The sequence below is a fragment of the Salinivibrio proteolyticus genome (assembly GCF_027286365.1).
Classification (GTDB): Bacteria; Pseudomonadota; Gammaproteobacteria; order Enterobacterales; family Vibrionaceae; genus Salinivibrio; species Salinivibrio proteolyticus.
In genome coordinates this window covers 1,431,727-1,445,709 of the sequence record NZ_CP114584.1, presented here as the reverse complement: position 1 = coordinate 1,445,709, position 13,983 = coordinate 1,431,727, and the positions used below count along the sequence as shown (strand labels likewise).

The window sequence follows — 13,983 nt, the reverse complement described above, 5'->3', positions numbered from 1 at the left end:
ACAGCCATGCTAAAACAGCTTTTTAAAAAACTTGAATCCGCCCTCGCCGCTGATGCGGCGCAACACAGTGACGTTGGGCTATCGCTGCATCAAGCGATGGCAGGCTTACTGAGTGAGGTTGCAATGGCCGATCACGACATTGATGAGCGCGAGTTTGTGACTAAGCGCGATCGCATTTGCCAATTACTGAACCTCGAGCCATCGCAAGCGGATACACTGTTGGCCGAGGCACAAGCTCACAGTAAACAAGCGACGTCGCTATACGAATACACGGACAAGCTGCGTGATTTAGACCCACAAGCACGGATTGAACTGATTGAAGCCATGTGGTCGGTGGCGTATGCCGATGAAAATATCGACCCGCTCGAAGAAGCGGTGATCCGTAAAACCGCCGAGCTGCTTTATGTGGATCACGCGGAGTTTATCCGGGCCAAGCTGAACGTCATCGAAGCGGATTGAGATCGGCTTGCTCGCCAACCCGCACAATCACCGGGCCGTATGCAGTACTGACCTGCACTAAAGGAGTCGCAAATACGTCAGACAAGCGGGTGTCCGAGAGTACATCACGGGGTGCACCGCTCGCCACCATCCGGCCTTGGTTGAGTAAAACCACGTTATCTGCGTGCGTCAGGCTGCGGTTGAGATCATGGTTTGCCATGACGACGCACAGTCCCTGCTTGGCGGCGTGAGTAATTTCTGCGTAAATCGCTTCTTGCTGAGCAACATCCAGCCCCGTCGCCGGCTCATCCAGCAATAACACAGAAGCTTGTGGGTTTAATTGCCTGTCAACTTGCAATAATACCCCAGCCAGCCTAACCCGTTGCCATTCTCCTCCTGACAAACTGTCAACACGACGATGAAGCTTGTCATCAATCGACAGCGATTGGCATACACGTCTTACCACCGCATCACGCGCAGACACTTGGCCAAGCTGTAGACTGTCGATGACCAAATTGAGGTATTCATACACGGCCATCACGAAGGCAGGTTTTTGCTGTTGTATTAAGTAACCGCGAAGATGCGCGAGATCTTGGCGGCGTAGGCCGGCAATAGCGGTGTCTTGAATGCTCACCTGGCCGTGTTCAGGCATACCAAGCCCTGACAGCAAATGTAATAACGTGCTTTTGCCACTGCCGTTAGGGCCAATCAAATGCGTCACTTGCCCGGGCTGAAAGCGGATAGACAGTGGCAATAAACGCGGCGATAAGCTCAATTGATGTGCTGTTAACATTACACCGCCTTAATCAGCATCCAAATGAATAAAGGCGCACCAATCACACTGGTCACCACCCCAACGGGGAGCTCTGCCGCATCAAGCAGCAATCGACCCAGCGTATCGGCACTGACCAATAAAATCGCCCCAGCCAACGCCGACAAAGGCAGCAAGTAGCGATTCCGGCTACCAAACCACAAACGCAAATAGTGGGGCACCACAAGACCAATAAAGCCAATCACGCCAGCTGCAGCTACCGATAATCCGACCAAGATGCTGATCAGCACAATCAATTGCCAACGCAATCGATGGGTATCTAGCCCCAATTGTTGCGCTTGTACATCACCAAGCATGAGTTGATCCAATTGCTGGCCAAAATGACACAATATCGCGATACACGGCGCGGTCAGTGCCAACCACGCGATATGGCTTAAGCGCATACCGGACAATGAACCCATTAGCCAATACATCAATTGGCGAAGATTAAAATCAGAGCTGAAATAAAAGGCTAAGGTCACCACCGCCCCGGCAAGGATGCTCAAGGCGACGCCCACTAACAAGATGCGTGACGTGGCTAAGGCACGCCGAGCAAGCAACACCAATATCAGTGTAAAGAGGCTAGCACCAAGCATAGCCGCAACCGCCATCATGCCGCCGGATGCCCATGCTGGCGCGAAAAAAAGCAACAATACGACTGCGACACTGGCGCCGCCTGAGATCCCCAACACACCGGGCTCGGCAAGCGGGTTACCGAGTAACACCTGTAAACTCGCCCCTGCGATGGCAAGCGACGCGCCAATGAGTATGGCCGCCATCACCCGCGGCAAACGCAGTTGTACCAGCAGCTGCGACTCTAATACTGAGTGATTGCCAAACGGAGCGATCCAGATCTCCCCAACGCTCAGAGCAAACACGCCAACGACCAGTAAAACGCCACTAAATGCTAATAAAGCACGCCGCCATCTGGCTTGTTGGCGTGCAGTAAGTTCGGACACTCGCATGCGTCATCCATTATTTTGATTCTGTGACGCACTTTACAGACTGGCGTGAGGCTTGAAAAGCGCTACGCAGTGGCTTTTTGTGGTACATGCACATAGAGTGGCTGACTCGCATCGGCTTCAAACGGTGTGGCAAGCAACCCAGCGCGATGACCCACTTGGACATTCGCGTTTGGAAAGATCACCACTTCACCGTCGTGTTCAGCATAAATTTCTTGTTCCTTGTCGGTCGCCAATAACACGCCCTTTTCAAACGGTGTAAAGTTTTTGGCGGTGGAGGGAAACGTGAGTGCAAATTGCTCGCTGTGCTTGGTCAAGGTTCGAGTCACGCGGTAAAAGCGCATCGGCGCCAATTCAGTCGGTAACGTAGCGGCTTTTAACAAGCCTCGTAAGGTGCGATCAAGTGGCTCGTACTCACGCATATCATTTTCAAACAACGGCGCCACACGGCCCATTTCTAAGGTTGCAGCCAGCGCATCATGGTGATTGGCGCTATACCAACTAAAGGTTGGTGAGGGTGATTGAGACAGGACAGTGGCATCCATTTTCGCGTCATTGAGTAATGCGGCCAATGGGCGTACGTCTTTCTCGGTCGGCGTGGTTGGGATCACACCAAACATATAGTGGTAGGACTCACGAATCGCACTGTGTAAATCGAGATGCCAACGGGTCATGTTATCCGGTTGAGCTGCGAAGAAATCGCTCACCGCTTTTTGCAGCTGGTTGGCAAGGTAGTGCTCTTCGTTTTTTTCCTCATTCCAGCCTCCGAATAAGCGGTTGAGGTTATCTTCAATAAAACGAGTGTGCGCTTTAATCGCCTCAGCATGACCAATGATCAGTAACAGTGGTACATCAGGAGTAAATTGCCCTGCGAGCATATCCGCGAGCAGCTGATCAATCAGTTCAATCGGTGCAGTTTCGTCTCCATGGATCCCCGACGATAGCACCACACAACGGGAAACGTTGGCCGCATCGGGTTGGATTGAGATAATACCGGGCGCACTGTGATTGAAGGCCAGCGAGCCAACTCGCCATGAGTCTGGGGTAAAGGCGTGAGGTGCAGTCAATGCCGCATCAATAAAGGCACCAGGACGTGTTGTCAGCATAACGCTTCCTTTTATTACAACTAGACAACAAAACGTTACAGCGACTTAACCGATAAACCCAGCGTTTTCCCTTCACAGTGTGATCATGTATAGACAAATTAAAAAGCCGCCAACCTTTCGGTCCGCGGCTTTTTATGCGTGGCATCGTCACCACTGGCACGAGTAACGCTCTGTTTATTTCTCTACCTCGGCGTTCTCAACCCGTGCTTTTAATTTTTGGCCAGGTCGAAACGTCACAACGCGTCGCGCAGTGATTGGAATATCTTCCCCTGTTTTAGGGTTTCGACCGGGACGTTCATTCTTGTCTCGCAAGTCAAAATTACCAAAACCCGATAATTTCACCTGCTCGCCACTTTCGAGTGCTTTACGAACTTCTTCGAAAAACGCTTCGACTGTCTCCTTGGCGTCCCGTTTGCTAATCCCGATATTTTCAAACAGGTTCTCAGCCAAATCGGCTTTAGTGAGCGCCATAGGTTTTTCCCTCAAGAATTGTTGAACACATATGCAATACCGCAGTATCGACACCACCATTCTACACGTGGTCCACACGTCTTTAGCCCTTGTATTTTAGGGATATTTGAGGACCAACTCAAAACAAGTGTATGCCAACTGGCTGATTTGCGCCAACTTTTTTAAGTTGCAAAAGCAAGAACAGTGTCCAAAAATTTGACCTTTGTTACCAGCCACTTACCACGCGTATTTTAGTCACGCTATTTGCATATATCCATTAGTGACTGATTTTATGCAAATTTATCAATATCTGAGCGGATTTTATACAGATTTAGTGAATTTACTCAGCTTTTCAAACGGATAGATGTTAGATCAATTAGGCATAAAAAAAGCAGCGTTTCCGCTGCTTTTTTCTAATCAGAGTGGGATTAATCACGCAAAGTTACGCCCAGTTTCTCTGATAAATGGGCCACAACACCAGACACGGCATCGCTAATATCGGCTTCTTCCAGCGTGCGCTCATCAGACTGAAGCGTAAGGGCAATCGCTAAGCTTTTCTTGCCTTCTTCCACCCCTTTGCCAGTGTAGAGGTCAAACAGTTTCGCCCCTTTCACCAACGCATTACCACTTTCCAAGCACGCAGCTACTACGTCACCAGACGCGAGTGTTTGGTCGGCAATCACCGCAATATCACGGCGGTTTGCTGGGAATTTAGAAAGGCCAGCGGCTTCTGGAATAAAGCGGCTGTCAATGGCTTGCCACTCAATCTCAAACACCACGGTACGACCATTTAAGCCAAACTCACGCTCAAGCTCTGGGTGTAAGGTGCCCATATAGCCAACGACCTTGCCATCCAATTCAATCGCAGCAGTTTGACCCGGGTGCATCGCTGGATGCTTGGCGGCGACAAAACGGAAGTCAGACAACTTACCGCTCAATTCAAGCACAGCTTCAAGATCGCCTTTCAAATCAAAGAAATCCGCTGTCGCCGTTGCCATATCCCAGTGCTCCTCGCTACGAGGACCAGCAATCACACCCGCAAGCATACGCTCTTGACGAATATTTTCTTGGCGAACAGCACCCGTCATATCGCCTTCTGGAGTGAAACGTAAACCAAACTCAAACAAACGCACGCGCGGTTGTTGGCGTTTTTGGTTGTACGCCACCGTATTCAAAAGCCCCGGAAGCAGGCTCAAACGCATGGCTGACATGTCTGCAGAAATTGGGCTTGGTAGGATTAGCGGCTCAACATCTGGCACAATCAACGCTTGCTGTTTTGGCTCGACAAAGCTGTAGGTAATCGCCTCGTGGAAGCCACGGTCAACCAACAAATCGCGTACACGTTTTAGCGGCATCGCGGCTTCTTGATGCTCGCGCATAGTCAGTGCGGCTTTCGGTGCGCGCGTCGGAATGTTGTCGTATCCATAGATACGGCCCACTTCCTCAATCAAGTCTTGCTCAATAGCAATATCAAAACGCCAGCTTGGTGCTGTCGCTTGCCAACCTTCCTGCGTCTGTGTGACGCCACAGCCAAGACGGGTCAGAATGTCGGTAACGGTGGCATCGTCGATATGATGACCCAGTAGGCGATCAAGCTTCTCGCGGCGTAAAGTCACAGTGTCACGCTTAGGTAGATGCTCAGATGACTCACCCACCACAATTTCACCGGCTTCTCCGCCACAAATCGCGATCAATAGTTCAGTCGCACGCTCCATTGCCGCAGTTTGCAGTGCTGGATCAACGCCGCGCTCAAAGCGGTGTGACGAGTCAGTATGCAAACCATAGTTACGTGCACGACCACGAATGGCTTCAGGCGCAAAGAAGGCGGACTCTAGTAAGATGTCCTGAGTCTCCGTCGTCACACCTGAGTCTTGACCACCAAAAATCCCCGCCATCGCCAAGGCTTTTTGGTCATCGGCAATTACCAGTGTTTGCGCATTTAGCTTCGCTTCGTTGCCATCGAGTAAGGTCAGTGCTTCGCCCTCTTCAGCAAGACGCACGACAATGCCGCCTTCAATTTTGCTGAGGTCAAACGCGTGCATTGGCTGACCTTGTTCGAGCATCACATAGTTGGTGACATCAACAACAGGATCAATGGCACGAATGCCGCTGCGACGTAGTTTTTCTTGCATCCAAAGCGGTGTTTGTGCGTCAACATTGACATTGCGAACGACACGGCCGAGGTAACGTGGGCATGCCTGAGGCGCATCAATACGTACCGTGACTTTATCATCAATGCTAGGTGCCACTGGAGTAATGGTCGGCTCGGCTACATCGGCGCGATTAAGCACGCCCACTTCGCGAGCGAGGCCACGCAGGCTCAAGCAATCAGCACGGTTGGGGGTCAAATCAACATCAATCGCAGCATCATTGAGTGACAAGTATTCACGAATATCGGTGCCAATCGGTGCATCGGTCGGCAGCTCAATAATGCCATCAGATTCCACATCGATACCTAGCTCGGTAAAAGAGCACAGCATCCCGAACGATGGCTGGCCACGCAGCTTCGCTTTTTTGATCTTAAAGTTTCCAGGAAGGACCGCACCAACGGTCGCTACTGCAACTTTCAAGCCTTGGCGACAGTTTGGCGCACCACATACAATATCAAGTAGCTCATCACCGCCAACATTGATTTTGGTGACACGCAGTTTATCCGCATCTGGATGCTGACCACACTCAACCACTTCGCCAACCACTACGCCGGAAAAGTCGCCGGCCACTGACGCAATGTCGTCTACTTCTAAGCCGGCCATCGTGATTTGGTGGGCAAGCGCCTCGGTGTCGTTTGCTGGGCTAACCCACTCTCTCAGCCAAGATTCACTGAATTTCATTATTACCTTGCCCCACTGATTACTTAAATTGTTTCAAAAAGCGCAGATCGTTCTCGAAGAACGCACGAAGGTCATTCACGCCATAACGCAACATGGTCAAGCGCTCTACCCCGATACCGAAGGCAAAACCTTGGTACGTTTCTGGGTCAATGTTTACCGCACGTAGGACATTCGGGTGAACCATGCCACAGCCTAAAATCTCAAGCCACTTGCCACCTTTACGGCGCACATCCACTTCTGCTGACGGCTCAGTAAACGGGAAGTAAGACGGACGGAAACGCACTTCTAAGTCTTCTTCAAAGAAGTTACGCAAAAAGTCATTTAACACGCCTTTCAGGTCAGCGAAGTTAATGTCTTTATCAACCAATAAACCTTCCACTTGGTGGAACATGGGGGTATGGGTCTGGTCGTAATCATTTCGATAAACACGGCCCGGCGCAATAATGCGGAACGGTGGCTTACCCGCTTCCATGGTACGAATTTGTACACCCGAGGTATGGGTTCGCAACATCAGATCAGGGTTGAAGAAGAAAGTATCATGGTCTGTGCGTGCCGGATGGTCCGCAGCAATGTTCAACGCATCAAAGTTGTGGAAGCCGTCTTCGACTTCTGGGCCAGCGGCAACAGAAAAGCCTAACTCACCAAAAAACTGTTCGATACGCTCAATAGTACGCGTTACAGGGTGAATACTACCGTTTTCAATACGACGGCCCGGCAAGCTGACATCAATGGTTTCAGCCGCAAGCTTCGCTTCCAACTCGGCGCGCTCAAGTGCATTTTTACGCTCAGCAATCGCTTGTTGTACGGTTTGCTTCGCTTGGTTGATCGTTTGACCTGCTTCACGACGCTCTTCCGGAGGCAATTTACCTAAAGCTTGTAATTGCGCGGTTAATTCACCTTTCTTACCCAGGAATTTCACCCGGACCTCATCCAGTGCAGCAACGGATGCGGCACTGGCGATCGCCGCTGTTGCGCTAGCAAGAATTTCTTCTAATTGTTGCATTGTTTCCTCGTCGACCCGTGGGGCTGTCCAACCAGATTAAAGAAGTGGCATACCAGTTGGAAATCGTGGTTTACCAATTGTCTGAGCAAACTGACAGAGCGCCGATTTGCACTACCATGCCAATTAACTGAGAGAACGGGTAATAAAAATGACCTTACATACTAATTAATGCCACGGCTAATGCCAAACCCTAAACCGCTTTTGTTGGATTTTTCCACACTGATTTGCGGAGAAAAAGTAAATTTGTCTGCTCTTTAAGCAGAGTTGTCAGTCACAGCGACACTCGGAGATGATTTTTATTGCTATTTGTTCCCGCTCGCCTTAGTGAGTTTGTTATTCTACTGCCCAGCTTTTTGACTGATTGGAGCCTTGCATGAACCCTAACTCTCTGCCGCTGCGCGTTTTTGTATCTACGTCCACTCACCCTTGGTTCAATCTTGCCGTGGAAGACACCATATTTCGCACCATGTCGGCCCAACAAAATGTCCTGTTCTTGTGGCGCAATGACAATACGGTGGTCATTGGACGCGGTCAGAATCCTTGGCGCGAATGTAATACGCGAAAGATGGAAGAAGACAAGGTGGTCTTAGCGCGTCGTCAAAGTGGCGGTGGCGCAGTGTTTCATGATCTCGGCAATACCAATTTCACCTTCATGGCAGGCAAACCCGGCTATGATAAATCCATTTCTACGCAAATCGTCCTTGATGCGCTCAAGTCGCTTGGCGTGAATGCCTCCGCCAGTGGACGCAACGACCTGGTTATGGACACCCCTGAAGGACAACGTAAAATTTCTGGCTCGGCGTATAAAGAAGCCAAAGATCGTGGTTTTCATCATGGCACATTGTTGATTAACGCCGATCTATCTCGATTGGGTGATTACCTCAACCCCGACCCCAAAAAACTGCAAGCCAAAGGCATTACGTCAGTCCGCGCTCGCGTCGCTAACATTGCGGAGTTTGTGCCATCGGTGGATCACGAAAAGGTCTGTGACGCCATCAAACAAGCATTCTTCGCGCACTTTGGTCAGCACACTGAGATTGAATACATTTCTCCCCAAGCAAAACCTGACGTCGAAGGGTTTGATGCTATCTACGAGAAGCAATGCAGTTGGGAATGGAACTTTGGCCAAAGTCCGCAATTTATGCACACCTTTGACGAGCGATTTGATTGGGGTGGCGTTGAGCTACACTTGGACGTCAAACACGGTGAGATTGTGGACTGTAAACTGTTTACCGACAGCCTGACGCCCGGTCCGTTAGAATTACTGGCCAATCAAATGGTGGGGCAAGCGTATCACCACGAAAAGCTTTATCACTTTGTGATGAGCTGGGCTGATGCCGATCAGAGCCACCAAACTATGTACGAAGATATTGCGCTGTGGCTACGTAACGCTATTGTCTGATTTCTATCCAAACGCACTCTTCATAGTGACACACGTCACATAAACACCCTTCTTTTGATCCCACTCAAAGATTTAAGAGGCTGCTACACCAACTATGATGGTGGCAGCCTTTTTTGAAATCATCAGAACACAATATTTCAACTACCTGCTCGAAAGTTAATCAAATGACTCATAAAGAGATTGATTAATAGATTTTAATTTTGGTAAAAAACCATTACTCTAGATTTAAATATTTTGTTACAAATTACATTTAAGGAGCTCACCTAACCACAACCCTCCCTCTTGGCGACGTACTGCACGCCAAATGACGAAATGCAGACCCAACAAAAACTTTAAGTGAATAATTAGATAGTTATGGAAAACCAAAAGAATATACTCGGCCACCCTCGTGGGCTATTTTTGCTTTTTGGCACTGAGCTTTGGGAGCGCTTTTCGTACTACGCGATGCGCGCCATCCTCGTCCTTTATTTGACCGATCAGACCATTAACGGTGGTTTAGGCTGGTCAACCAAAGATGCACTTGAGCTTTATGGCTACTACACAGGCTTGGTCTACATCACACCATTAATTGGTGGGTGGTTTGCCGACAACTATATTGGTCAGCGACGTGCGGTGGTGTTCGGTGGTGCCTTAATGGCCATCGGTCAGTTCACCCTTGCATTTCCCGCTCACCAATATGGCTTGGATATCGTGCATACCTTATATGCTGGTCTTGCCTTACTGATCACTGGTTGTGGCCTGTTAAAGCCCAATATTTCAACCATGGTTGGCGACCTGTATAACGAAGGCGATCACCGCCGAGATGGTGCCTTTACCATCTTCTACATGGGGATCAATATTGGTTCACTGCTCGCCGGTTTTGTCTCTGGTACAGTGACGAGTGCTTACGGTTGGCAATACGGTTTCTTCGCGGCAGGCGTTGGTATGCTAATCAGTTTGGCAATCCAGCTTACCATGGCGAACTCATGGCTGGGCGAAATCGGTAAAGTACCCGCCGCACAGCAAGCGCGAGACGCCAATAAGTCGACCACCAATGCCCCATTGACGAAAAAAGAAATCGATCGCCTCAAAGTGATTTTATTGATGGGCTTGTTCGTGATCATTTTCTGGGCTGGCTTCGAGCAAGCAGGCGGACTGATGAATATTTATACCCAACAATACACAGATCGTATGGTGGGGAGTTTTGAGATCCCTGCGGCTTGGTTCCAATCGCTTAATCCATTCTTCATCATTGTGTTTGCCCCAATTGTCGCATCACTATGGGTTCGCTTGGGCAGTAAAGAGCCAAGTTCACCCGTGAAGTTTGCGATGGCGCTATTTATGCTCGCGTTAGGATTTGTGTTCATGATTGGTGCCGTTTTAGAACAAGGTGGCGACACGGCGGTTAAAACCTCTATGTTCTGGCTAGTGGGCGCGTTCTTCTTCCATACCATGGGCGAGCTTTGTCTCTCTCCAATCGGCTTATCGCTAGTCACCAAGCTTGCACCACTACGTTTGGCCTCGCTAATGATGGGTGCATGGTTTGGCTTTAATGCAGTCGCTAACTATGTAGCAGGTATTATTGGCTCACATGTGGGCGATTACGGTGCCATGGCCATCTTCGGTGGTATTGCAGCAACAGCCGCGATTTCCGGTGTGATCTTATTGGCGCTATCTGGCACGCTAATTCGTTGGATGCACGGTGCTGAATCTGGTGCCACACCAAGTGAAGAAATCGAACAACAACAAGTACAAGTGGCGTAATACACCCACTTCACCACTGAAAAAGAGGCCATTTGGCCTCTTTTTTGTGGCTATTAACCGCGGAGGAATTTATTCTGCGCCTTGAAAATATACCGCGGGGAAAATAAATGACTACTTCTTGCTTAAATCCAGCTTTCCGCTGAATACAGTCACTGTTTGGCCTTGTAGCAACACATGGTCTTCGCTAAGCGTCATCTTGATCTGCCCACCGCGCGTGGACGCTTGATAACCGATAAGCTGCTTTTTACTCAACGCTTGTGACCAATACACTGCCAGCGCGCAATGCGCCGAACCTGTCACGGGATCTTCATTCACTCCCACCCAAGGGGCGAAGTAGCGAGAGACAATATCGACCGTATTATCAGAGCTTGCCGCAGTCACCACCACGCCACGTCCAGGCTGCGTATTTAGCGCCGCAAAATCCGGAGACAGCGCTTTTACATCGTCTTCAGAATCAACCACCAATAGCTCTTTTTCACCAAAGCAATAACTCGCGCGGATAACAGAGCCATGTAGACCTAAAGCTTCTAGTCGCGATGGGTTTGGCGTTACTTCTGCAAGCTCAGGAACAGGAAATGCCATCGCTATCCCCTCGCGTTTTACCGTCACCTCAAGAGGCCCAGACTGCGTATTAAAAGTGACGCTGTCACCCATTTTGACCTCACCACGCTCAGCCAAAACATGTGCTGTGGCGAGTGTGCCATGCCCGCAGAGAGCGACTTCAACTTTCGGTGTAAACCAGCGTAAAGACATGGTATCCAAGGCAAGAAATGCCGTTTCAGAGACCGCCATTTCCTCAGCAATGGCCAACATAGTTGCTTCATCCAACATGGACGCCGAGATACACACCCCTGCCGGATTTCCCTGAAACAATGACGCACTAAAGGCATCAACTTGATAGATATCGACAATCATCATTTAGCTCCAAGCCGGCGACGCAGCGAATGATACATTTCCATGATAAAGGTCGTAAAGCCAACGATAGGATCGTGTTGAATGTAATCCTCGATTGCATTGAGATTAATCTGGCGGAATTTTTCAATCGCAGTCTCCGCACAATCAGCAACAATCACATCTCCTTCGATGATCAATCCCTGCTCTAACAATGCTTCTTTTTCAGCAAGATAGCTGGGGGATTCCTTGATCAAGTAAGTAAACTGGTCACAGTTGTTAGGCTGACAAAAAAAGACGTATTGGTTCATCGTATATCCTTATCGTTTTTGAGGTGGTGAGCGACACGACACCACTGCTGAGAAAAAGGCAGAAATTCCTGATGAGGAATAAAGCGCTTTGCAGCAACATTATTGTGTAAGTACACCTGCTCTAGCGGCCAAATATGATGATCCGCATATATACCCCAAGCTCTGGCTCCATCTATCAGCTCCTCGCCAGTCAATGGTAATTGCGACATATAGCCACCAATAAAGGCACTTGATAGCAGAGGATCCATTTGAAACATATATGCACATGCGCGAATCACATCATAGGCACGTGGCATATTCTGCAATAAATCCCAATCAATCAGCCCTGACACTGCACTATACCTATCGAAAAAGAGATTAGCCTGATGGTAGTCGCCGTGAATTAGCTGACGCTGAGTGGCTATTTTGTATTGGTGCACACCGTTGTTATTCGCTAAGTACTCTTGCTGTTTTTCAGCACGGCGCATTGCCCAGTAGTTGTCAACACTGGTAGGTGCCTGACGAATTCGTTTGATGATCGCTTCCAGTTTGAGTAGCCACGCCTCTTTTTCCCAACTAAGGGTAATAGACGGAAAGGCGCTACCATCATGCTGAACAAGCGCACTATGCACGAGTGCGAGCGCAAAACCTGCCGATTTAGCCTGAACTGACGAGAGTTTACTCACAGAGTTCCCATGAGCAGCAGGGTACAGCGCGTAAGATGCACCATTAAATTTGATTAACGTTAACGCTTTGTCCGTGAAGCAAGGAGTAATCACAAACGGCAGCTGGACCGCTAACGAGCGCTGAATCTGATGAGACTGTAAGATTTGCTCGTCAGTTAAGGTTAGATAACAACGTAAAAAGTAAGTATGCCTAGCATGAATCTTGTACGTAACATTCACTGCCCCGCATTCGACTTCTTCAATAGACGAGCACTGACCGATGTAAGGCCAATGCATTAACAGTCTATGTAAATCTTTAGCATTGATGAGTAGCCCTCCTAGCTCCGAAAGTCTGTCATTAACGGCGCGCTTTCACTGCTTCTGCATACAACGCTTTTACTCCATCTCCTAGAACTTCGATTTGAACATCCTCAAACATCGCCGCATCAAGATATTGCTGTGTTCCTTTCGGCGTGAGCTTTATCGCACCAGCAGGCTTGTTACCGTACATTTTGATATAACGATACATGAGTCCAATCTGCTGGAATAAACTCATGCTGTATTGGGTCATACTCATCACAATCAGCCGGCCACCGGGTTTTAATACTCGCTTTGATTCAAGTAGTGCTGCTACCTCAAGTACTACCCCGAGATTGTCTAACTCAGCAAGTCTCGATTTCACTGTGTCTATAATGGCCTGCCCAACAGCGTAGGTATTTCTCTGCTTGAAGCTATCAGAAAATGCTTCCCACTTATTTACAGTTATCATGCTATTACCCTTCTAACTAAGGCCGGAGGCCGATGAAGATTTAATAGCTCAACAAAGCGTCAGTGAAACTTTGCCTACTTAAAGTGCGAAGGCATTATGCAACTTATTATCTAAGCAATATACCACGGTATTTTAGTGAGATGGTGTACCCATCACTCATTTTAATATGCACGAAGTGCAATTATCTAGACACATATCAATAACAAAAAAGGAGAGCCGAAGCTCTCCTTTCTCAGCAATTCTTTACTGTAAAAATTACAGTGAAGCTTTCGCTTTTTCTACCAGCACAGAGAATGCTGCTTTGTCATATACCGCGATATCGGCAAGGATCTTACGATCGATTTCGATAGATGCCTTTTTAAGACCGTTAATCAGACGGCTGTATGACATACCGTTTTGGCGAGCCGCAGCGTTGATACGTGCGATCCACAGTTGACGGAATTGGCGTTTCTTCTGGCGACGGTCACGGTAAGCATATTGACCAGCTTTCGTTACCGCCTGAAAAGCTACGCGGTATACGCGTGAACGCGCACCATAGTAGCCTTTCGCTTGCTTCATTACACTCTTGTGACGTGCACGAGCTTGTACACCACGTTTTACGCGAGCCATTGTGTCTCTCCTA

Annotated in this window: 14 protein-coding genes; 3 read left to right on the top strand and 11 right to left on the bottom strand. The window is 48.9% G+C overall.

What is annotated here, in order from left to right:
* Window positions 1–6 precede the first annotated feature (6 nt).
* The gene (locus tag N7E60_RS06970) at window positions 7–459 is read left to right on the top strand and encodes a tellurite resistance TerB family protein (protein ID WP_069587658.1); all 453 of its coding nucleotides are present in this window, start codon (window positions 7–9) and stop codon (window positions 457–459) included.
* On the opposite strand, the gene btuD is transcribed toward N7E60_RS06970, so the two are convergent.
* The 6 genes from btuD to pheS all read right to left on the bottom strand — a co-directional run bounded on the left by btuD (window position 443) and on the right by pheS (window position 7,601).
* Window positions 443–1,231 carry a vitamin B12 ABC transporter ATP-binding protein BtuD gene (gene btuD / locus N7E60_RS06965; RefSeq protein ID WP_269598497.1) on the bottom strand — a complete coding sequence of 263 codons (789 nt, stop codon included), beginning with the start codon at window positions 1,229–1,231 and terminating at the stop codon, window positions 443–445. The genes N7E60_RS06970 and btuD overlap by 17 nt on opposite strands.
* The gene (gene btuC / locus N7E60_RS06960) at window positions 1,231–2,214 is read right to left on the bottom strand and encodes a vitamin B12 ABC transporter permease BtuC (protein ID WP_269598496.1); all 984 of its coding nucleotides are present in this window, start codon (window positions 2,212–2,214) and stop codon (window positions 1,231–1,233) included. The genes btuD and btuC overlap by 1 nt, the downstream gene beginning before the upstream one ends.
* A gap of 62 nt (window positions 2,215–2,276) precedes the next feature.
* On the bottom strand, window positions 2,277–3,317 hold the full coding sequence (locus N7E60_RS06955) for a succinylglutamate desuccinylase (RefSeq protein WP_269598495.1): 1,041 nt from the start codon (window positions 3,315–3,317) through the stop codon (window positions 2,277–2,279).
* Window positions 3,318–3,491: 174 nt separating this feature from the next.
* Window positions 3,492–3,788 (bottom strand): integration host factor subunit alpha, encoded by a 297-nt coding sequence (gene ihfA / locus N7E60_RS06950; protein ID WP_077456133.1) that lies wholly within the window; start codon window positions 3,786–3,788, stop codon window positions 3,492–3,494.
* Between the two features lie 407 nt (window positions 3,789–4,195).
* On the bottom strand, window positions 4,196–6,598 hold the full coding sequence (gene pheT, locus N7E60_RS06945; RefSeq protein WP_269598494.1) for a phenylalanine--tRNA ligase subunit beta: 2,403 nt from the start codon (window positions 6,596–6,598) through the stop codon (window positions 4,196–4,198).
* A 19-nt stretch (window positions 6,599–6,617) separates the two neighbouring features.
* Window positions 6,618–7,601, bottom strand: a complete 984-nt coding sequence (gene pheS, locus N7E60_RS06940) for a phenylalanine--tRNA ligase subunit alpha (RefSeq protein ID WP_269598493.1) — start codon at window positions 7,599–7,601, stop codon at window positions 6,618–6,620.
* 373 nt (window positions 7,602–7,974) lie between these two features.
* Between pheS and N7E60_RS06935 the strand changes: the two genes are divergently transcribed.
* Together N7E60_RS06935 and N7E60_RS06930 are read left to right on the top strand one after the other, a co-directional pair.
* Complete coding sequence (locus tag N7E60_RS06935; RefSeq protein WP_167314371.1) at window positions 7,975–9,003, top strand: lipoate--protein ligase; 1,029 nt, start codon at window positions 7,975–7,977, stop codon at window positions 9,001–9,003.
* Between the two features lie 354 nt (window positions 9,004–9,357).
* Entirely contained in the window at window positions 9,358–10,746 is a 1,389-nt protein-coding gene (locus tag N7E60_RS06930; protein ID WP_069587649.1) for a peptide MFS transporter, read from the top strand.
* 111 nt (window positions 10,747–10,857) lie between these two features.
* Here the strand turns inward: N7E60_RS06930 and N7E60_RS06925 are convergent, their stop codons facing one another.
* From N7E60_RS06925 to rplT, 5 genes are all read right to left on the bottom strand, one after another.
* A complete protein-coding gene (locus N7E60_RS06925) occupies window positions 10,858–11,661 on the bottom strand; it encodes a PhzF family phenazine biosynthesis protein (protein WP_408642343.1) in 804 nt (267 codons plus the stop codon).
* The gene (locus tag N7E60_RS06920) at window positions 11,661–11,948 is read right to left on the bottom strand and encodes a hypothetical protein (protein ID WP_269598491.1); all 288 of its coding nucleotides are present in this window, start codon (window positions 11,946–11,948) and stop codon (window positions 11,661–11,663) included. Before N7E60_RS06920 ends, N7E60_RS06925 begins: the two co-directional genes overlap by 1 nt.
* Entirely contained in the window at window positions 11,945–12,889 is a 945-nt protein-coding gene (locus tag N7E60_RS06915; protein WP_269598490.1) for a phosphotransferase, read from the bottom strand. The genes N7E60_RS06920 and N7E60_RS06915 overlap by 4 nt, the downstream gene beginning before the upstream one ends.
* 61 nt (window positions 12,890–12,950) lie before the next feature.
* Window positions 12,951–13,361: a hypothetical protein gene (locus N7E60_RS06910; protein ID WP_269598489.1), complete on the bottom strand. Its 411-nt coding sequence runs from the start codon at window positions 13,359–13,361 to the stop codon at window positions 12,951–12,953.
* A 255-nt stretch (window positions 13,362–13,616) separates the two neighbouring features.
* Complete coding sequence (gene rplT, locus N7E60_RS06905; protein WP_069587639.1) at window positions 13,617–13,970, bottom strand: 50S ribosomal protein L20; 354 nt, start codon at window positions 13,968–13,970, stop codon at window positions 13,617–13,619.
* Window positions 13,971–13,983 lie beyond the last annotated feature (13 nt).